This window comes from Kitasatospora sp. NPDC087315, from assembly GCF_044744345.1.
Classification (GTDB): domain Bacteria; phylum Actinomycetota; class Actinomycetes; order Streptomycetales; family Streptomycetaceae; genus Kitasatospora.
In genome coordinates this window covers 94,263-114,528 of the sequence record NZ_JBIUYD010000005.1, presented here as the reverse complement: position 1 = coordinate 114,528, position 20,266 = coordinate 94,263, and the positions used below count along the sequence as shown (strand labels likewise).

Sequence of the window (20,266 nt, the reverse complement as noted above, 5' to 3'; positions counted from 1 at the left end):
TCCCGTACCCCGGCCCCGAGAGCCCCGTACCCGTTGGTCTGTAGCATGACGAACCGTCGATCCGTTCGTCGAAGCGCAGGAGGAACGCGCTGGAGCTCCACTTCACCACCCTCGGACCGCTGAAGGCCTGGCGGGCCGGCCGCGAGCTGCGGATCAACCGGGCCCAGGACCGGGCCGTCCTCGCCGTCCTGCTCGCCCAGGCCGGCCGCCCCGTCCCGGTCGGCGAGATCATCGACGGGGTCTGGGGCGAGGAGGGCGACGAGGCCCCGGACCGCGCCGGCGCCCTGCCCGGCAACGTGTACCGGCTCCGCAGCGCGCTGGACGCGGGCGGCCCGAGCATCCTGCGGCACGAGGCCAAGGGCTACCGGCTGGACGCCGACCCGGCGGGCATCGACCGCACGGCCTTCCTGACCGCGCTCGCCGACGCCGCCACCGCCCGCCGCAACTGGCAGCCGGAACGCGCCCGCACCCTGCTGTCCGACGCCCTGGACCTCTGGACGGGCCGGGCCCTGGACGACGTGCCGGGGCCCTTCGCCGCACACGAACGCCGCCTGCTGGCCGCCCGGCGGGACGAGGCGCGGCGCTCCCGCCTCGAACTCGACCTGGAACTGCGGGCGGACACCTGGACGCCCGCGCCGGCCCGCACCCCCGTCCGCCCGGTGCTGCGCCCCTTCCAACTGCCGCCCGACCTGGGTGACTTCACTGGGCGCGGGGAGGAACTGGCCGCGGTCGCGGAGACCCTGACCGCACCGGACCGGACCGGCCCACCGCTCGTCACGGTGACCGGCCCCCGGGGAGCCGGCAAGAGCGCGTTCGCCGTCCATGCCGCCCACCTGGCCGGCGCCGCCTACCCGGACGGCCAGTTGTACGCGGATCTCCACGGCCGGGACGCCCCGACGGTGCCCGCCGTCCTGGCGGCGTTCGTCCGCGCGCTGGGCGTCGAGGAGCGGGCCGTGCCGCCGGACCCGGCCGACCGCCGCACGCTGTACCACCGGCTGCTGGCCGACCGGAGGGTCCTGGTCGTCCTCGACGGGGCCGCCACCGCCGACCGCGCGGGCCCGCTGCTGCCCGTGGCGCCCGGCTGCGCCGCCCTCGTCACCGCCGACGGCCCCGGCCCGCTGCCGCTCGGCGCCCCGGGCGAGCGCGTCGCATGTCACGCCGTCAGCCTCGGCCGGATGACCCCCGGTGAGGCACAGGCGCTGCTCGGCCGGGTGCTCGGCACCGACCGGCTGGCCCGCGAACCGACGGCCGCCCGGACGCTGGCCGCCGTCTGCGACCATCTGCCGGGTCCGCTGCGGGCCGCGGCGGACCGGCTGGTGCGCCGCCCCGCCTGGCCGGTCGCCGCGCTGGTCCCGCGGACCGGCGGCCCCGGCGGGACGTAAACGAACGCGTTGATCATCCGTCAATCGGCGGGTCACACAATCCCCTCAGCGGCCGCCGTCACCCGCCCGACCAGGCCGGCCGCCGTACCAGCACCGGGCGAGGGAAGAGGGACAAGCAGTTGAGCAGCACCGTCGCACGAATCACCCGCAGGCTCGCCGGCGTCGCCGCCGCCACGGCCCTGGCCGCGGCGAGCGTCCTGGCCGCCCAGGGCACCGCCCACGCCGCCTACGACGCGCCGACCGCCAGTATCTGGGACGACGAACAGCTCCCGAACGACGGCCGGCACATCGACAACCGGGGCCAGTACGGCACCGCTCGCCTCATCATGCAGTCCGACGGGAACCTCGTCACCTACTACGCGCCCGGCCACGACTGGTCACGCCAGTCCGCGACCTGGGCGTCCGGCACCGTCGGCTGCGGCGCCAAGGCGGTCATGCGCGCCGACGGCAACCTGGTCGTCCTCAACGCGTCCGGCGGCCTCTGCTGGGAGAGCGGCACCGGCGGGCACCCGCACGCCCGGCTGACCCTCTGGCGCAACGGCGACCTCCTGATCACCGACACCTGCAACCGCACCCTCTGGGAACGGCAGCCCGGGATCACCTATGTGCCGGGCCAGACCCGGGGCCCGCTCGCCGGCCCCGCCTCCACCGAGAGCCCCTACGTGGTCCTGCCCCCGCCCACCGGCTGCTCGGCGGCCTGACCGGCCGACGCCTTTCGGTCAGGGCTTGTCCGGCAATCCCCGCCGCGCGCGAACTGCCGGACAAACCCTGACCGGTCCTCGGGCCGGCCGGGCCGAAGACGTGCGCCCGCCGTCTCCCCGCGCCGGCCCGGGACCTCCGAGTCCACAGGGAGACCCGACATGGAGACCACCGCAGTCGAGCGAGCGGCCGGAGCCGGCCTTCGCTTCCGCCTCCTGGGCCCGCTGGCCGCCTGGCACGGCGACCGGCGCCTGGCGCTCGGGCGCCGGCAGCAACAGGCCTTTCTGGCCATGCTGCTCGGCCAGCCGGGCCGGGTGCTCACGTCCGCCCGGCTCGGCGACGGCATCTTCGACGAGGACAGCCCGCCGAACCGGCCCAGGTCCGTCCTGGCCACCCACGCCTACCGGCTGCGCAGGGAGCTCAGGAACCACGGCGCCGAGCACTTGCTGGTGACGGTCGACGGCGGCTACCGCCTCGACGTGCCAGCCGAGGCACTCGACACCGGCACGTTCGACCTCCTCGTCGCCGGCGCCGACGACGCCCTCGCCGCCGGTGAGCGGCCGCGCGCCCGCGAACTGCTCACCCGCGCGCTCGCCCTGCACGAGGGGGAGCCGCTCGCCGGGCTGCCCGGCCGGCACGCCGCCGAGCTGCGCCGCCATCTGGCCGAGCGCCGGGTAGACGCGCTGGAGTCGAAGCTCGGCCTCGACGTCGACCTCGGGGACAGCCCGTCCTGCCTCGTCGACCTCGACCAGGCCGTCTTCGCCCACCCCTTCCGGGAACGGTTCCGGGCCCTGCTGATGCGGGAGTACCACCTGTCGGGCCGGCCGGCCGAGGCCCACGCCGTGTACGCCGACGCCCGGCGCTTCTACCGCGCCGAAGGGCTGGGCTGTCCGGAACTGGACGCGCTGCACGCCCGCGTCCTCCGCGCCGACCCCGCCCTCGGCACCCCGGGCCGGCCCGGAGTCCACGCGAGGCCCGACTCCCCTGACCAGCCGGCCGGTTCGGCGCGGCCGCCGGTACCCGACCAACTGCCCGCTGCCGTATCGGACTTCACTGGCCGACAGGCCGCCGTCGCGGAACTGACCGAGGTGCTCGCCGGCCCGGACCCGGGCGCCGTCGTCATCTCGGCGGTCAACGGGATAGGCGGGGTCGGCAAGACCAGCCTGGCCGTGCACGTCGCGCAGGCCCTGGGCGACCGCTTCCCCGACGGCCGGCTCCACATCGACCTGCGCGGCGCCCAGGCCGATCCGCTCGACCCCGCCGAGGCGCTCGGCGCCTTCCTGACCGCCCTGGGCGTGGAGGACCGCGAGATCCCCGCCGACCCGGTAGAGCGCGCCGCGCTCTACCGCACGACGGTCACCGGCCGCCGGCTGCTGCTCCTGCTCGACAACGCGGCCACCGCCGAGCAGATCGCGCCGCTGCTCCCGGGCTCGCGGACCTGCGCGGTGCTGGTCACCAGCCGCGCCTGGCTGACCGCGCTGCCGGGCGCCCGCCACCTCCACCTCGACGCGATGGAGCCGGCCGAGGCGCTCGACCTGCTCGCCGGCATCGCCGGCCGGGCCAGGACCGAGGCCGAGCCCGAGGCGGCACTGGCGATCGTCACCGCCTGCGGCCTGTTGCCCCTGGCCGTCCGGGTGGCCGGCTCCCGGCTGGCGGCCGACCCCGCGCAGACCCTGGGCGTGCTGGCCGCGAGCCTCGCCGACGAGCAGACCCGGCTCGCCCGACTCGCCTGCCACCAAACCGCCGTGGAATCCGTTCTCGCGCTCTCCTACGCCCGGCTCAGCGCACCGCAGGCGCGCGCCATGCGGCTGCTCGCGCTGCCGGACGCCCCCGAGCTCTGCGTCGCCGCCGCCGGGGCGCTGCTCGGCAGCGGCCCCGAGGAGACCCGCGACCTCCTGGAGACGCTGGTCGACCTCAACCTGCTGCAGTCGCCCGCCGCCGACCGGTACGGCTTCCACGACCTGCTGAGGGTGTTCGCCCGGCAGCGGAGCGGCCATGAGGACACTCCCGCCTCGGTGACGGCGGCGTTCGCCCGGCTGCTGGACTTCGCCCTGGCCAGCGCCCGCAACGCCGAGGAGACCGCGCACCGGGTCGACCGCGCCCGGCGCAGTCTCATCGAGGCCACGACCACCGTGCCGGGGCAGGAGTTCGGCACGGTGGAGTCCGCCACCGCCTGGATGCGGTCCAGGACCGCCCTCCACCGCGCGGTGATCGACCGCGCCTGCCAGGACCCCGGCCTGCCGCTGGCCGAGACCGCCGACCTGCTGGACAAGATGGGCTCCGTCCTCTTCGGCCGCGGCTACATCGCGACGGTCGCCGACCTCGCCGGCCAGGTCGCCGCCGCCGCCCTGGCCCGCGGCGACCGCGCGGCCGAGGCACTGGCCCGCTCGGTCCGGGGCAGCATGCTCTGGCACGCCAACTCCTATGCGCGGGCGGGCGCGGAACTCCGCCGCTGCCTGGAGCTGTGCGACGGGCCGGACCGGCTGCGGCTGCGGGCCAACGTCCTCCAGCTGCTCGGCGCGAACGCCCGCGCCCTGCGGGAGTTCGGCGCGGCCATCGGCCCGCTGGAGGAGGCCGCGGCGGTCTTCCAGCGGCTGGACGACGGCACCGCCGAGGGGCTCGCGCTCGGCGAACTCGCCTTCAACCGGGCCCAGTGCGGGCACCTGGCCGAGGCGAGGGCCGCCGCCGAACGCTGTGCCGAACTGACAGGCGCGCAGGTCTCCATCTCCGAAGCGGTCGGCCGGTACTACCTCGCCCGGGTGCTGCACCTGTGCGGCGACCTGGCGCCCGCCCTCGACGCGGCGGAGCACGGGCTGGAGCGGTTCCGCTCCTTCGGCATGATCGGCTTCCAGGCCGCCACCGGCAGCCTGATCGCCCACATCCACCTCGCGGCCGGCCGGGAACGGGCCACCGTCCGGGCCGCGGAGGAGGCGCTCCCGCAGGCCCGCCAGGTCGGCGGCATGCTGGAGGGCACCCTGCTGCGGGTCCTCGGGCGGGCGCTGGCCGGGCTGCACCACACCGACCGGGCCAGGGCCTGCCTCACCCAGGCCCTGGGCCACTTCGAGCGGCTGGGCCTCGCCTCGGACGCGGCCGAGGTCCGGGAGATCCTGCGCGGCCTGGGGTGAAGGGCCTCCGCCGGCGTGCTCATCGAATGTCCATCACCGTCGTCGAGTCTTCTCGCGGTTGCCCGGTCACCCGGACGGGGCAGGCACAGGAAGGGACCGATCATGGTCGTTCAGGGAATCAGGAAGGCCGCCATGGTGCTGGCCGGCACGGCGCTGTTCGGCGGCATCGCCCTCGCGGGCGCGGGCACCGCCGCGGCGTCATCGGGCGGCGGCTGCGGCGGCCCCGCCTGGGAGCAGGCGTGCATCAGCGCGGGCGGCGGCCAGGTCACCGCGACGGCGGTCACCAACCTCGGCAGCAACAGCTGCACCGAGCAGATCATCCTCTGGGACTACACCACCCAGAGCCAGGCCCTCTCCACCTCGTTCCCCTGCCGCTCCGGCCAGTACAGCTACAGCTACACCCTCTCCAACCCGACCCCGGGCCACGACTACAAGGCCGAGGTTCGCCTCTACTGGCAGGGCGGCTCGGGCTACGACTACCAGCTCAGCCCCGACCTCTGGTACTGACCGTTTTCCACGGATGGCCGGTGACGCCGGCCTGAGGGGACGCCCCTGAGGGGCGGGTGGCCGCCGCCACCCGCCCCTTTCGTGATGTCGTCGCGCGGAGAGGTCAGCACTCCGAACGGTTTTCGAACGGCCTTCGGGGCACCCCGAAATGCGCCCTCAATGGAACAGGAAATCGATCTGGGGGAATGTTTCCGCCCATTCCTGCTGAATTTCCCCGCCACCTCCCATGAGCGGCCGTTGACGGAAGCGTGAACGCCACGGTGCGCGCGCCGGTGTGACCCGGCGTCAGGGGTTTCGTCGACGGTGGCTTCGCGCACCGCGCCGGTCGCCGCTTCCTTCCAGGTCAATGACGGTTCCCGGCCGGCGCTCCGCACCCTCGCCGGACGGCCGCCCGCCCGCGTCGCCCCCCTCGGAGCGGGCCCTTGCGGCCGGGGCGGCGCACACGTCCGCTCCCCGGCGTACTCATGGGCGCACGGCTGAGCGGGGGGCGTGCGGGCCGTTGGAATGGCCGGGTCCGCGCCGTTGCGCGTAAACTCCAGCACCCCCATATTCGGATAGTCACATTGCAGCCGGGTTTCTCCGGCTCACTGTCACTGATCCGCCGACGACCCCTGCCATCCCGGGCCGTGACGGATGTCGGCTCCGCTGCCGACCCACTCGCGCACCCCGCTCCGAGGAGGGTTTCCGTTGGACAACCGGTACGAGGCCTACGCCTTTGCCGACCCGCTCTTCTACGACTCGCCCCGGCGCTGGGGCGCGCACGAGGAGTTCGCCGCCGTCGGACGGCCGCTGCCCACCGGGTGGGAACGCGGCGATCTGGAGCTCTGGACCGTGGTGCGGCCGGTGGACGTCCAACTGCCCTTCCAGGGCTGGAAGATCCATGTGTCGTCGTGCCTCGAAACCGCCGAGGAGGTGCTGGAGGAGGTCCACGCGTACTGCCTGCGGGAGCGCATCACGTTCAAGTTCCTGCGCGGCCTGCCCATCCTCCAGGTGCAGAACTCCAAATACGCGGCGCGCGGCGCCAGCGGGAAGTTCTGCACGCTCTACCCGGTGGACGACGCCGAGCTGGAGCGATGTCTCGACGGCCTCGGCCGGCTGCTGGCCGGACGCCGGGGGCCGTACATCCTCAGCGACCTCCGCTGGGGTGAGGGGCCGCTCTACCTGAGGTACGGCGGGTTCGCGGAGCGCTACTGCCGCAACGACACCGGGGAACGGGTGCTCGCCCTCGCCGGCCCGGACGGACGGCTGGTGCCCGACGTCCGCGGCGCCGGGTTCGCCGTCCCCGCCTGGGCTCCGGTGCCCGCCTGCATCGCACCGGCCGTGGCGGAACGGGCGGCGCAGCAGGACACCGGGCTCCCGTACACCGTGGAGCGCGTCCTGCACTTCTCCAACGCGGGGGGCGTCTACCTGGCCCGGGACGGGGCCGACGGGCCGCAGGTGGTGCTGAAGGAGGCCCGGCCGTACGCCGGCCTGGACCAGCGCGGGGTCGACGCCGTGACCAGGCTGCGCAACGAGCACGACATCCTGCTCCGGCTGGCGGGCGTCCCCGGCGTCCCCGCGCAGCACGGGCTGCTGACGGCCTGGGAACACGAGTTCCTGGTCCAGGAGTTCGTCGAGGGCCGGTCCCTCAGCGAGTGGCTGACCGCCCGCTACCCGCTGATCCACCCGGACGCCGACGAGGCCTCGGTCGCCGAGTACACCCGCGAGGCGCTCGGGATCGTGGACCGGATCGAAGAGGCCCTGGCGGCGATCCACGCCCGCGGGGTGGTCTTCGGCGACCTCCACCCGCGCAACCTGATCATCCGGCCGGACGGCGACCTCTGCTTCATCGACTTCGAACTCGCCAGCACCGTCGAGGACTTCGTCCGCCCGGCGCTGGGCGCGGCCGGCTTCACCGCGCCGCCGGGACACACCGGGACGCAGATCGACCGGTACGGGCTGGCCGCGATCCGGCTCTGGCTCTTCCTGCCGCTGGCGCAGCTGCTCGCCCTCGACCCGGGCAAGGCCGGCGAACTCGCCGACGCCATCGAGCGCCGCTTCCCGGTGCCCCCCGGCTACACCGACGAGATCCGCCGGCTGCTCGGCTCCGCCCCGTCCGACGGCCGCACCGGCCGGCCCGAGCTGGGCGGGCACCGGGCCGAGGCCAGGGCGCTGCTCGCCGCGCCGGAGGCCGACTGGCCGGGGATCAGGGACTCGCTGGCCGCCGGTATCGCGGCGATGGCCACCCCCGAGCGCGCGGACCGGCTGTTCCCCGGCGACGTCGCCCAGTTCACCCACGGCGGCCTGGGCCTCGCCCACGGCGCGGCCGGCGTCCTCTACGCCCTGCACGCCACCGGTGCCGGTGTCGACCCCGAGCACGTCCGGTGGCTGGCCCGCGCCGCCCGGACCCGCCCGGCCACGGCCGGCCTGTACTCCGGCACCCACGGTGTGGCCTACGTCCTGGACCTGCTCGGCGAGCGGGAAGCGGCCCTCGGGCTGCTGCGGCGCCTCACCGAGGCCTCGGCGGACGAACCCGGCCCCGGCCTGGCCGGCGGGGCGCCCGGCATCGCCCTGACGCTCCTGCACTTCGCCGGTGCCACCGGTGAACCGCGGCTGCTGGACGAGGCGCTGGCCCTCGCCAGGGCCTCGGCCGACGCCCTGGAGAAGACCGGCCGCGGCGACCCCCGCCGCCGGGCGGGCCTGCTGGCCGGCGCCTCCGGCACCGCGCTCGCCCTGGTCCGCCTGTACGAGCGGACCGGTGAGACCGCCCTGCTCGACCAGGCCGAGACCCTGCTGGAGCTCGACCTCGACCGGTGCGCGAGCATCGCCGACGGCACCCTCCAGGTCGTCGACGGCCGCCGGGTGCTGCCGTACCTCGAGACCGGCAGCGCCGGCATCGGCCTCGCGCTGGACGCCCTGCTGGCCCACCGCCCCGACAGCCCCTCGGCCGACCGGGAACGGCCGATCCGCCGGGCCGCCGAACCCGAATTCGTCATCCAGCCGGGCCTGTTCAACGGGCGGGCGGGGCTGCTCGGCTACCTGGCCGTCACCCGACGGCGCGCCGACGAAGCGGAGGCGACAGCCCTGCTGGGCCGCCAGCGGGCGCTGCTGACCCTGCATCAGGTCCCCTATCGGGGCCGGCTCGCCTTCCCCGGCGACCAGCTGCTGCGGCTCTCGGCGGACCTCGCCACCGGCTCCGCCGGGGTGCTGCTGGCCCTGGGCACGGCGCTGGCCGGGACGCCCTTCCTCCCCTGGACCGGCGGGCCGGGCGCCACCCCGCCGACCACCACCACCCCCGGCTGACGGGCCCCTCGCGGCCTGTCCGCCCCGGGCGCGGGCCCCGCGCCCCCCACCGACTCCCGGCCGCCGGCCGGGCGATCAACCCCGAAGTGAAGGAGACCAGTCATGGCGATCCTCGACCTCCAGACCATGGAACTGCCCGAGACCGAGGCGGCCCCGATCGACGACGCCCTCGCGAACACCAGCTCGCTGAGCGTGCTCAACTGCGGTGCCAGCACCGTCAGCACCCTGCTCTGTCTCTGAGTCGTACCGCCGCCCGGTAGGGCGGGCAGCACGGCGGAGCCGGCCGGGCCGTCACCACGGGCCCGGCCGGCCACCGGGCCGGAGCGGCACCCAGCCGTTCCGGCCCGGTCCGCGCGGTCGTCGGTGCCGCCGCTTGTCTGTTCGTGCGCAGCCGGTGCCGGTACCGCCGCCCGTCCGCCCGCGCGACACCGCCGAACCAGCAGAGAGGTTGCCCGTGGCCGACCGGACCCCCCGCACCGACCGCCGCGCGCCGGGCCGGGTACGGCTGCGCCGCGAACTCACCGCCGAGCCCGGCCGACTCGTCTGCGCACTCCTGCTCGCCCTGGCCGCCACCGCCGCCGCCCTGGCCCTCCCGCTGCTGGTCCGGAAGATCATCACCGACTTCTCCGGCCACCGGCCGCTCGGCGCCGACGTGCTGATGATGTGCGTGGCCGCCGTCGCCGGAGCCCTCACCCAGGCGCTGTCGGGCTTCCTGCTGGCCCGGATCGGCGAGCGGATGACGTACCGCCTGCGGATCCGCCTCATGGAGCACACGCTGCGGCTGCCGCTGGCCGTGGTCCGGGCCCAGGGCACCGGGGAGCTCGCCGCCCGGATCACCTCGGACGCGCTGCTGCTGCGCCAGGTGGTCGAGGTGGCCACCCAGCTTCCGCTGGCCGCACTGACCGTCGCCTCGACGCTGCTCGTGATGGTCTGGATCGACTGGGTCCTCACCCTGGCCACGGTCGTCGCCCTCGCCGTGCTGACCGTCCTGGTCCTGCTGATCCTGCGCCGGATGAAGGCCAACGTGACCGGTCAGCAGGACGCGGTCGGCCGGATCGCCCAGCGCTTCACGGCCGACCTGGAGGCGCTCACCACCATCAAGGCGTACCGGGCCGAACCGGTGGCAGCCAGGGCCCTGGCGGCGGACGCCGAGCGGCTGCGGGCCGTCTCCCTGGAGGGCGCCCGCCTCGGCGCCCTGATCCCGGCGGTGCTGACGCTCGGCAACCAGCTGGCGATGATCGCCGTGATCCTCACCGGCGGCGCCCGGCTGGCGGCCGGGGACCTCCAGGTGGCGGCGTTCGCCGCGTTCCTGCTCTACCTCCTCCAGACCGTCCCCTCGGTGAGCACCCTGGCCACCGGCTTCGGCCGGCTCCAGGCCGGGCTGGCCGCCCGGGACCGCTGCAACGAACTGCTGTGCCTCGCCCCGGAGACCGATCCCCGGGACCCCGGACCGGCCGCCCCCACCCCGCTGCCGGACGCGCCGTCCGTGGTCTTCCGCGCCGTCTCCTACACCCACACCGGGTCGGGTGACGCCGCGCTGCGCGGGATCTCCTTCACCACCGCCCGGACCGGACTGACCGCCGTCGTGGGCCCCTCGGGAGCCGGCAAGAGCACCACGCTCTCACTCATCGACCGTTTCATCCGGCCCTCCGCGGGCTCGATCACCGTCCTGGGCCACGACGCCCGGCACTGGCCGCTGGACGCGCTGCGCGCCCGCATCGCCTACGTCGACCAGGCGTTCACCCTGCTGGAGGCCACCGTCCGGGAGAACCTGCAACTCGGCCGGGCCCGGCCCGTCGACGAGGGCGACCTGGTGGCCGCACTGGACGCCGTCGGGCTCACCGAGGACATCGCCCGCCTCCCGCAGGGCCTCGACACCCTGCTGGGCCGCGAGTCGGATCTGTCGGGGGGTCAGCGCCAGCGGATGGCGCTGGCCCGCGCGCTGCTCTCCGAGGCCGACATCGTCCTGCTGGACGAGCCCACCAGCCAGCTGGACGGGCTCAACGAGCAGCGCTTCCGCGCCATCGTGGCGGAACTGGCGAAGACCCGCGCGGTGATCGTGGTCGCCCACCGCCTCTCCACCGTCCAGCACGCCCACCACGTGATCATGATGAGCCGCGGCACCGTGATCGACGCCGGCGGCCACGCCACCCTCCTGGCCCGCTGCACCCCGTATCGGGACCTGGTCGCCAGCCAGTCCGCCCCGGAGGCTACTGCTGGTGCCGGCCCCGCGCTCGCATAGCTACGGCAAAGACAAGTAGCTCTCCGGAGTCTCCGTGACGTTACGCAACACAGTGCGGGCGTGCCGTTCCGGCTTGGTGGGCCGCTCCATCAGCAGGGCGGTGGCCTCGGTGAGGCTGACCTCGCCCCGGAGGAACTGGACGACGGCCTCGGTGATGGGCATCTCCACGCCGTGGCGGCGGGCGAGGCCGAGGATCGCCTCGGACGTTTTGACGCCCTCGGAGGTCTGGCTGATCGCGGCAGCCGCCCCGGTGACGGACTGTCCGCGGCCGAGGCGTTCGCCGAAGGAGCGGTTGCGCGACAGCGGGGAGGAGCAGGTGGCGACCAGATCGCCCATGCCGGCCAGACCGGAGAAGGTGCGCGGGTCGGCGCCGAGCGTGGCGCCGAGCCGGGAGGTCTCCGCCAGGCCCCGGGTGATGAGCAGGGACTGCGCGTTGTCACCGAGCCCCATGCCGACCGCGATGCCGACCGCGAGGGCGATGACGTTCTTCGCCGCGCCGCCGAACTCGCAGCCGATGACGTCGGGGTTGGTGTAGGGGCGGAAGTACGGGGTGCGGCAGGCCGCCTGGAGGCGCTTGGCAACCGGTTCGTCGGCGCAGGCGACCACGCTCGCGGCGGGCTGCCGGTTGGCGATCTCCCGGGCCAGGTTGGGCCCGCTGACCACCGCGACGCGCTCCGGGCCGACGCCGGCGACCTCGGCGATGACCTCGCTCATCCGCATCCCGGAGTCGAGCTCGATGCCCTTCATGAGGCTGACCAGCACGGTGCCCGGGCCGAGCAGCGGCACCCAGGTGGCGAGGTTGGCGCGCATGGCCTGCGCCGGCACCGACACCACCACGTAGTCGGCGCCGGCCAGGGCGCGCTCGACGTCGGTGGTGGCCCTCAACTGTTTGGGCAGGTCGATGCCCGGCAGGTAGACGGGGTTCTGGTGGCGCTCGTTGATCGCGTCGGCGATCTCGGCGCGCCGGGCGTGGAGGGTGACGTCGGTGCCGGCGTCGGCGAGCACGGACGCGAACACGGTGCCCCAGGAGCCCGCCGAGAGCACTGCCGCCGTCGTCACCATCCTTTCCGCGTGGTGAAGGCGACGAAGTCGGCCCAGGCGGTGGGGGAGAAGGCGAGTTGTGGGCCGGTCTGGTCCTTGGAGTCCCGGACGTGGATGGTCGCGGGGGTGACGGCGACCTCGATGCACTCGCCACCGCCGGTGCTGCTGTGGCTGGACTTGAACCAGGTCAGTTCGGTGCTCATTGATCCTCCACCTACGTGTTGATGAACCGTGCCAGTTCCTCGGAGGGGGCGTGAGTTTGTGTGGGCCCGGAGGTTACTGCTGGTGCTGGGCGGTGAAGGCGATGAAGTCGGCCCAGGCGGTGGGGGAGAAGGTGAGCTGTGGGCCGGTCTGGTCCTTGGAGTCCCGGACGTGGACGGTCGCGGGGGTGACGGCGACCTCGACGCAGGCGCCGCCTTCGGTCCCGCTGTGGCTGGACTTGAACCAGGTCAGTTCGGTGCTCATTGATCCTCCGCCAGCTTGCCGATGAACGTGGCCGACTCCTCGGGGTTGAGGGCCTGCCGGAGGATCATTTCATGACGCTGGCTGAGTAGGCTCACTCTGCCAGGATCGGAATGGAGCAGGCCCATCGCTTGTCCCTCCTCGTAAGCGAGCCGCTGGTGCTCCGAGGTGTCCAGCAGGATGAAGGGTCCGTTCAAGCCGGGATGTGCCCCCTTGTTAGGAACCACCTGCACGGTGACGTGGCGTGCTGACCCGACGGTCAACAGGTGCCGCAGTTGCGCCCTGAGTGCTTCCGGAGTACTGAGCTGGCTGCGCAGTGCTGCCTCTCCGATCAAAAAGTTGAAGGACTTGGTCTGAGTCCTCAACAGCGTTTGACGTTCCAGCCGGGCCGCAAGACGCTCTTCCACTGTTTCGTCGTCGAGTGGCGGCCAGTTGGCATTGAGGAGCGCTCTCACGGTTTCCTCGGTCTGGAGTAGACCGGGGATGAGTTGAGTCTCGTACCAGTTGATGACCACCGCCTCGGCCTCGTACCGCATGTAGTCCTCGGCGAACGACGGGTACTTTTCCGGCTTCAGGTACTCCTCTCCCGCCGCCAGGATGCCCTTCGCTCCGCACATCTGGTCGGCGATGTCGAGCAGATGTCTCGACGGGCGTCTGCGGCCGGCCTCCATCGAGCGGAGGCTCTCGACGACGTACCCGGCCTCCTTGGCCAAGTCCTCGCGGCTGACTCCGGCGTGGGTGCGCCAGAGCTTGATCTGGTTGCCGCAGTACCGCCACGACATGGGAGGCGGCGTGGTGGAAGATTCGCTCATCGCTGACCCCCCGGGTCCTCGTACTGGCCTGGCACCCGAGGCTACTTCGGCGTCGGCCTGGAAGGGGTGCGGATTTGGCCGAAACCCCCTGTGCGGGTGATTTCCGAGCTCGTGCTGACACGAATCCGACGGTGTGGCAGAGGCTGAGGCAGGCGGGCTGGGGCGCGCCCGGCCTGTCCGAAGGCCGTTGCCCCTGGCTTGAGGTGACCCTCTGTGGGGCGGATGGCGACGGCCATCCGCCCGACAGGGGGGCGAGTCCGTGCGGCCCCGGAGATTACTGCTGGTGCCGGGCGGTGAAGGCGACGAAGTCGGCCCAGGCGGTGGGGGAGAAGGCGAGTTGGGTGCCGGCCCGGTCCTTGGAGTCCCGGACGTGGATGGTCGCGGGGGTGACGGCGACCTCGACGCAGGCGCCGCCCTCGCTTCCGCTGTGGCTGGACTTGAACCAGGTCAGTTCGGTGGTCATTGTTCCTCCATCAACGTGTCGATGTGAACAGCCTTCCGCTTCAGGCGTTGTCGAACCCGGCGGCAGTATCGGCCGCCCTCCCCTCCCTGCCGCTAGCAGGAGGGCGCTCCGGTGGGGGACACGCCCGCCGCACCGTCCGGGCCCAGCAGGTGTGCCAGTCCGTCGGCCAGGCCGCCGCGCCAGCAGGCGTAGTCGTGGCCGCCGTTGAACTCGCGGTACTCCAGTGCGTAGCCGCGGGCGGTCAGCACGTCCCGCAGGTGGCGGTTCTGGGGGAGCAGCATCCACTCCTGGAGGCCGACCTCGACGTAGAACCGGGCCGGGCGGCGATCACCCGCCGCGAACTGGCGGGTCAGCCACTCGCTGCCCTCGTCGAACTCGGTGCCGTCCGGCCACCAGAAGGAGCCGGACTGGGAGAGCGCGTTGCCGAACCGTTCGGGGCGGCGGAAGGCGGCGAAGGCGGCGGTGAGGCCGCCCGCGCTCTGGCCGGCGATCACGGTGGCGTCCGGGGACGAGGTGGTGCCGTACAACTCGGTGGCCCACGGCAGCACCTGGTCGGCGAGGAGGTCCACGAAGTCCGGGTTGCAGCTCAGGTCGGCGGGGCGGCCGGGGCCCATGGTGTGGACCAGCAGGGCGACGGCCGGCGGGATGCGGCCGTCGGCGGTGAGGTTGTCGAAGGTGTCGCCGACGGACAGCACCTCGCCCCACATCTCGCCGTCCAGCAGTACGGCGACGGGGTAGGGCCCGTGGGCCGGGTCGTGTCCGGCCGGGAGGTGGACGTCCACCCGGCGGCCGGCCGCCTCGGCGGTGACCGTCCGCCCGCGCGGGACGCCGTCGCGCCGTTGAGCGTACGGCTGCGCGGGTGCGTCCGGCAGGCTGAGCACCGACGACGGGTGGCGGCCGTCCCGGGCGGGAAGCAGTGGACCCCGGGCGAGCGGGTCGGGCCGGGCGCCGTCGAGGACGCGGAGCCAGTCGGCGCGCGTGGTGCCGGGGGTGGTGCCGCGGACCGGGTAGAACTGGTAGGAGGCCCGGTGGTCGGCGCGCAGCCGGTAGGTGAGCGCCCAGTGCCCTTCGGGCTGACGCGCCATCAGGTGCGGGGTGAGGTCGCCCGCGTGGCGGTCCTTGTCGGTGACGGTGTGGACCAGGGCGAGGACGCCGTCGGAGGGGGTGTCCGGGTCGTCGCGGTGGACGAAGGTGACGAGCCGGTACGCCGGGTCGTCCGGGTCGGGCCCGATCAGCGGGGAGCCTTCGGTGGCCAGCCGGGCGAGGAAGTCGCCACCGGGTGCGGTCGGTTCACTCTGCATGCGGTAACTCCAAAGGGGCTAGGCGGGGTTGCCCTTGTGGCCGAGCAGGACCCAGAGCAGGAACGGGCCGCCGAGGACGGTGGTGACGATGCCGACGGGGATCTCCACGCCGTCGATCAGTACCCGGCCGAGGGTGTCGGCGAGGACGATCAGGACGGCGCCGACCAGGGCCGAGCCGAGTACCGGGACGCGGGACGGCCCGGCGAGTCGCCCGGCGATCGCGGGCGCGGCGAGGGCGACGAAGCCGACCGGTCCGCAGACGCCGACGGCGAGTCCGGCCAGCGCGACCGCCAGCAGCAGGCAGACCAGGCGCACCCGGCCCGGGTCGACGCCGAGCGAGGAGGCGACGTTGTCGTCGAAGCGCAGCACGGCGAGCCGGCGGGCGACGACCAGGGCGAGCGGTACCAGCACCGCGAGCCCGATCAGCACCGGTGTGGCCACCGCGTAGTCCCGGCCGTTGAGGCTGCCGGAGGTCCAGACGTACAGCGACCCGGCCGAGTTGAGCGAGCGGCGGGCCATCGCCACCTGGATGACGGCGGAGGCGAGCGCCGACATGGCGAGGCCGACGACCAGCACCCGGTAGCCGCGCGCGCCGAGCCCGCCGGAGACCAGGGTGACCACCAGGACGGCGACGAGCGCGCCGAGCGGGCCGGCCCACCAGGCGCCGAAGGTGCCGGAGGCGGTGACCGAGACGGAGATGAGCACGGCGGCGGTGGCGCCGTCGTTGACACCGAGCAGTTCGGGGGTGGCGAGGCGGTTGCGGGCGAGCGTCTGGGTGAGGCAGCCGGCCAGGCCGAGGGCGGCCCCGGCGGCGATGCCGGCGACGATCCGGCCGAGCCGGAACTTCTGCACCAGCAGGACGTCCAGCCGGTCGCCGTAGCCGAAGACGGCCTGGAAGGTGGGGCCGAGGCCGAGTTCGCTCTGCCCGGCGTGCGCGGCGACGACCACGGCGGCGAGGAGGGCGGTGGCCAGACCGGCCGCGGCGAGCAGCGCCCGGCGGGGGAGCAGCAGCGAGAGCGCGCCGCGCCGCAGCACCAGATCGGGCTTCTCGGTGGCGGTCTCCTCGCGTGCGGTGCCGGATTCGCCGGGCGCGGTGTCGGTCATGCCGAGCGCGGCCATCCGGCGGGAGCGCACGATGGCGATCAGCGTCGGTGCGCCGATCAGCGCGACGATCACCGAGACCGGGGCCTCGAACGGCCGGGCGACCACCCGCGCCAGGACGTCGGCGCCGGTCAGCACGGCCGCGCCGACCAGGCCCGCGAACAGGGTGAGCCGGCCGACCCGGGGCCCGGCGACGGCGCGGGCGAGGAACCCGGCGAGCAGGCCGAGGAAGGAGACCGGGCCGGCCAGGGCCACCGCGGAGGCGGTGAGCAGGGTGACGGCCACGGCGACGGCCGCGCGGGTCGCGTTGGGCCGGTGGCCGAGGCCGCGCGCGAGGTCGTCGCCGAGGGCGAGCGCGGCCAGCGGCCGGGTGGTGAGCAGGGCGACCAGGAAGCCGGCGCCGAGTACCGGGGCGAGCTGACGCAGCATCGTCCAGCCCTCCACGCCGGCGAGCGAGCCGAGCACCCAGACCCGGTACCGGTCGTACGCCTCGGGGGAGTTGACGATCAGGACGCCGGTGAGCCCGCCGAAGGTGGCGCCGACGGCGGAGCCGCCGAGCACCAGGCGCATCGGGGAGCCGCCGCCCCGGCCGCCCGCGATGAGCAGCACGACGGCGCTGGCGAGGACGGCGCCGCCGAAGGCGAAGGCCAGGTAGCCGTAGGAGGTCTGCACACCGAGGACGGCGATGCCGAGGACGACGCCGAGCGAGGCGCCCGCGTTGACGCCGAGCAGTCCGGTCTCGGCGAGCGGATTGCGGGTGACGGACTGGAGTTGGGCGCCGGCGACGCCGAGCGCGGCGCCTACCAGCAGCGCGGTGAGGGTGCGCGGGAGGCGCAGGTCGCCGACGACCAGGGCGAGACGGCTGTCGCTGCGGGCGCCGTGCCGGCCGAGCAGGTAGTCGAGCACCTGGCCGGGGCCGACCTCGCCCGCGCCGACCGAGAGCGAGAGCGCGGTCAGGGTGAGCAGGGCGACGACGACGGCCCCGGCCGCCGCGGCGGCGGGCCAATGGCGGTGGTCGCGGCCGGGCTTGGGGGCGGGGGCGTCGGGGCCGGTGCGGGCCGCGTCGGCGGTACCCACTTGCGACAATGTCATAAGGTAAGGCTAACCTAATGGATGTTCCGTCCCGGGGGTGCCCGGCGTCGACCGCCGACCTCACCCGGCTGTCGCCCCGAGGCCCCCGGGACACCTCTCAACTTCCGTACCACCGCTGCCCGGAGGCACCCATGCCGACTGCCCAGAGCCCGCTCCACCCCGCCCGCCGCCGGGCGGTCCAGGCGCTGGCCGCCACCGGGGCGGTCGCGCTCCTGCTCACCGGCTGCGGCTCGTCGGGCTCCTCCGACAAGGCCTCGGCCTCCTCGTCCGGCACCCCGGCGGCCGACGCCGCGGGCGGTTCGGGCGCCGCCGGCGGCAAGCGCACCGTCAAGGACGCCACCGGCACCGCCGTCGAGATCCCCGCCGACCCGCAGCGGATCGTCACCCTCACCCAGGAGGACCTGGACGCGGTGCTCGCCCTCGGCGTCAAGCCGGTCGGCATCACCAACGGCCAGGGCCTCAACGAGCCGCCCGCCTACCTCAAGGACAAGGTCCAGGGCATCACCGTGGTCGGCAACCTGCTCCAGCCCGTCATGGACAAGGTGATCGCCGCCAAGCCCGACCTGATCCTGGCCGGCGACATGCAGGACGAGCAGATGCTCAAGCAGCTGCGCCAGATCACCCCCGCCACGGTCGTCACCATGGCCCCCACCGACGACTGGAAGCTCTCCTTCCGCGGCATCGGCAACGCCGTCAACAAGCTGGACCAGGCCAACAAGGTCATCGCCGACTACGACGCCAAGGCCGCCAAGGCCGGCGGCGAACTGGGCGCCAACAAGGGGGCCGCGGTCTCCATCGTCCGCTGGAACCCCACCGGCCCCAGCTGGATGGAGAAGAAGCAGTTCGCCAGCGGCGTCGCCCTCGACATGGGCCTGACCCGCCCGAAGGCGCAGGACAAGGACGGCAACGCGCACACCCCGGCGCTCAGCCTGGAGAAGATCAACGAGATCGACGGCGACTGGCTGTTCCTCTCCACCCTCACCGACGACGGCAAGGCCGCGCTGAAGGACGTCCAGTCCAAGCCCGCCTACCAGGAGTTGGGCGCGGTGAAGAACAACCACACCGTCACCGTGGACGGTTCGGTCTGGTCCACCCGCGGCGGCCCGCTCGCCGCCGACGTCGTCATCGGCGACATCACCAAGGCGCTCACCGCCTCCTGAGCCGCCACCCGGCCCGACCGAAGGAACTGGCAGATGGAATTGGCGGTCCAGGGGCTCGCGGCCGGCTACGGCGCGGGGCGCCCGGTGCTCAGCGGCGTCGACCTCACCGTGCCCGCCGGGCAGGTGGTGGCCATCGTCGGCCCGAACGGGTGCGGCAAGTCCACCCTGCTGCGCTCGATCGCCCGGCTGCACCGGCCGGACGCCGGGCGGGTGCTGGTCGGCGGCGAGGACATCTGGCGGCTGCGCCCCCGGCAGGCCGCGCACCGGGTGGCGCTGCTCCCGCAGAGCCCGCAGGCGCCGGAGGCGGTCACCGTCGCCGGGCTGGTCCGCTACGGCCGCCACCCGCACCAGGGCCTGTTCCGGCAGTGGTCGGCGGACGACGAACGGCTGACCGCCGAGGCGCTCCGGGCCACCGGCGTCGAGGCGTTCGCCGACCGCCGGCTGGACCGCCTCTCCGGTGGCCAGCGGCAGCGCTGCTGGCTGGCCATGGTGCTGGCGCAGGACGCCCCGGTCGTCCTGCTGGACGAGCCCACCAGCGCGCTCGACCTCGGGCACGCGGTCGAAGTGCTGGAACTGGTACGGCAGGTGGCGGCCGACGGGCGGACCGTCGTCATGGTGCTGCACGACCTCGCGGCGGCCGCCCGCTACGCCGACCTGGTGGTCGCCCTGCGCGACGGCGCCGTGGTCGCCTGCGGGCCGCCCCGCGAGGTGGTGGACGCGCCGCTGGTCCGGGCGCTGTACGACATCGACAGCGATGTGCTGCCCGCCCCCGGCGACGGCGCGCCGGTGATCGTCCCCCGCGCGGGGACACGGGCGGTCGCGGGCTGAGCGGAGCGCGGCGGGGCCCGGTCCGGTTTGCACCGGACCGGGCCGGTCGTGCGTACGGGGGGTCTGGCCAAGGTGAACCCAAAAGGGCAGTGGGGAGATCTTGGAGGCGTGAGGCCACGTTCCGGGCGTATCACCGAGGGCCTGGTCCTGTCCCGGGTTCCGCTGTTCCGAGCATCCTCCGGTGGTGACGCCGTGATGATCCCGTGCGGGTGCGTGTGGCGCGTCCGGTAGGGCCGGGCATCGGGTGGGGTGGGGATGACTTCGATCGAGCGGACCGCGTATCCGCGGTTCAAGCGGCTGATCACCGCGCGTGAGCTGCATGTGTTCTTCACGCCGTCCGAGGAGGAGCGGGCCTGGGCGCAGGAGGCCACGGACTCCGACGAGCACCAGCTCGCGCTGCTACTGGCGCTGAAGTCGTACCAGCGCATGGGCTGCTTCCCCGAGGCGCACGACGTGCCGGACCAGATGACGGAGTTCGTGCGCCGGGCAGCGGAGCTCCCGGAGCACGCCCTGCCGGTGTACGGCTCGGAGCGGACGGCCAAGGGCCGGCGGAGCATGGTCCGCCAGCGGTGCGGGAGGCGCTACGACGGTCAGGGCGCCCGGGCGCCGGCCGAGGAGACGATGCGGACAAACCGGCCGGGACCACACCGGACAGCCCCGCAGGACCTCCCTTCCCGAACCCCGTCCCGCCCCCGTGCCGACTGACGTCGGCGCGGCCTGAAGGGCCGGCCCGCACGCGTGCAGCCAGGGCACGTCACAACGCGGCGAC

Annotated in this window: 17 protein-coding genes; 10 read left to right on the top strand and 7 right to left on the bottom strand. The window is 74.1% G+C overall.

Annotation, left to right across the window (positions count from 1 at the left end; translation table 11 throughout):
• Window positions 1-59 precede the first annotated feature (59 nt).
• The 7 genes from ACIO5D_RS09235 (at window position 60) to ACIO5D_RS09205 (ending at window position 11,237) form a co-directional block, all read left to right on the top strand.
• Window positions 60-1,382 (top strand): BTAD domain-containing putative transcriptional regulator, encoded by a 1,323-nt coding sequence (locus ACIO5D_RS09235; RefSeq protein WP_400794692.1) that lies wholly within the window; start codon window positions 60-62, stop codon window positions 1,380-1,382.
• Window positions 1,383-1,501: 119 nt separating this feature from the next.
• Window positions 1,502-2,083, top strand: coding sequence for a hypothetical protein (locus tag ACIO5D_RS09230; protein ID WP_400649912.1), 582 nt, complete (start codon window positions 1,502-1,504; stop codon window positions 2,081-2,083).
• A gap of 159 nt (window positions 2,084-2,242) precedes the next feature.
• On the top strand, window positions 2,243-5,206 hold the full coding sequence (locus ACIO5D_RS09225) for an AfsR/SARP family transcriptional regulator (protein ID WP_400649909.1): 2,964 nt from the start codon (window positions 2,243-2,245) through the stop codon (window positions 5,204-5,206).
• 102 nt (window positions 5,207-5,308) lie between these two features.
• Window positions 5,309-5,713, top strand: coding sequence for a hypothetical protein (locus ACIO5D_RS09220; RefSeq protein ID WP_363604489.1), 405 nt, complete (start codon window positions 5,309-5,311; stop codon window positions 5,711-5,713).
• A gap of 687 nt (window positions 5,714-6,400) precedes the next feature.
• Entirely contained in the window at window positions 6,401-8,995 is a 2,595-nt protein-coding gene (lanKC, locus tag ACIO5D_RS09215) for a class III lanthionine synthetase LanKC (protein WP_400794488.1), read from the top strand.
• Between the two features lie 102 nt (window positions 8,996-9,097).
• A complete protein-coding gene (locus ACIO5D_RS09210; RefSeq protein WP_363604491.1) occupies window positions 9,098-9,235 on the top strand; it encodes a SapB/AmfS family lanthipeptide in 138 nt (45 codons plus the stop codon).
• Window positions 9,236-9,449: 214 nt separating this feature from the next.
• Window positions 9,450-11,237, top strand: a complete 1,788-nt coding sequence (locus ACIO5D_RS09205; RefSeq protein ID WP_400649904.1) for an ABC transporter ATP-binding protein — start codon at window positions 9,450-9,452, stop codon at window positions 11,235-11,237.
• Here ACIO5D_RS09205 and ACIO5D_RS09200 read toward each other — a convergent pair whose 3' ends face one another.
• The 7 genes from ACIO5D_RS09200 to fhuB all read right to left on the bottom strand — a co-directional run bounded on the left by ACIO5D_RS09200 (window position 11,238) and on the right by fhuB (window position 17,509).
• Window positions 11,238-12,299, bottom strand: a complete 1,062-nt coding sequence (locus tag ACIO5D_RS09200) for an NAD(P)H-dependent glycerol-3-phosphate dehydrogenase (protein ID WP_400794486.1) — start codon at window positions 12,297-12,299, stop codon at window positions 11,238-11,240.
• A complete protein-coding gene (locus tag ACIO5D_RS09195) occupies window positions 12,293-12,481 on the bottom strand; it encodes a DUF397 domain-containing protein (RefSeq protein WP_400794484.1) in 189 nt (62 codons plus the stop codon). Before ACIO5D_RS09195 ends, ACIO5D_RS09200 begins: the two co-directional genes overlap by 7 nt.
• A 73-nt stretch (window positions 12,482-12,554) precedes the next feature.
• Window positions 12,555-12,743 carry a DUF397 domain-containing protein gene (locus ACIO5D_RS09190; RefSeq protein WP_400794482.1) on the bottom strand — a complete coding sequence of 63 codons (189 nt, stop codon included), beginning with the start codon at window positions 12,741-12,743 and terminating at the stop codon, window positions 12,555-12,557.
• Window positions 12,740-13,552 (bottom strand): Scr1 family TA system antitoxin-like transcriptional regulator, encoded by an 813-nt coding sequence (locus tag ACIO5D_RS09185; RefSeq protein WP_400794480.1) that lies wholly within the window; start codon window positions 13,550-13,552, stop codon window positions 12,740-12,742. Before ACIO5D_RS09185 ends, ACIO5D_RS09190 begins: the two co-directional genes overlap by 4 nt.
• A 274-nt stretch (window positions 13,553-13,826) precedes the next feature.
• On the bottom strand, window positions 13,827-14,015 hold the full coding sequence (locus tag ACIO5D_RS09180) for a DUF397 domain-containing protein (RefSeq protein WP_400794478.1): 189 nt from the start codon (window positions 14,013-14,015) through the stop codon (window positions 13,827-13,829).
• A gap of 92 nt (window positions 14,016-14,107) precedes the next feature.
• A complete protein-coding gene (fes, locus tag ACIO5D_RS09175) occupies window positions 14,108-15,316 on the bottom strand; it encodes an enterochelin esterase (protein WP_400794476.1) in 1,209 nt (402 codons plus the stop codon).
• 18 nt (window positions 15,317-15,334) lie between these two features.
• Window positions 15,335-17,509: a Fe(3+)-hydroxamate ABC transporter permease FhuB gene (fhuB, locus tag ACIO5D_RS09170; RefSeq protein WP_400794474.1), complete on the bottom strand. Its 2,175-nt coding sequence runs from the start codon at window positions 17,507-17,509 to the stop codon at window positions 15,335-15,337.
• A 131-nt stretch (window positions 17,510-17,640) separates the two neighbouring features.
• Here fhuB and ACIO5D_RS09165 point away from each other — a divergent pair, with 131 nt between their 5' ends.
• The 3 genes from ACIO5D_RS09165 (at window position 17,641) to ACIO5D_RS09155 (ending at window position 20,202) form a co-directional block, all read left to right on the top strand.
• Window positions 17,641-18,669, top strand: coding sequence for an ABC transporter substrate-binding protein (locus ACIO5D_RS09165; protein ID WP_400649883.1), 1,029 nt, complete (start codon window positions 17,641-17,643; stop codon window positions 18,667-18,669).
• A 33-nt stretch (window positions 18,670-18,702) separates the two neighbouring features.
• Window positions 18,703-19,497, top strand: a complete 795-nt coding sequence (locus ACIO5D_RS09160; protein ID WP_363604507.1) for an ABC transporter ATP-binding protein — start codon at window positions 18,703-18,705, stop codon at window positions 19,495-19,497.
• Window positions 19,498-19,752: 255 nt separating this feature from the next.
• Complete coding sequence (locus tag ACIO5D_RS09155) at window positions 19,753-20,202, top strand: DUF4158 domain-containing protein (protein ID WP_400794472.1); 450 nt, start codon at window positions 19,753-19,755, stop codon at window positions 20,200-20,202.
• Window positions 20,203-20,266 lie beyond the last annotated feature (64 nt).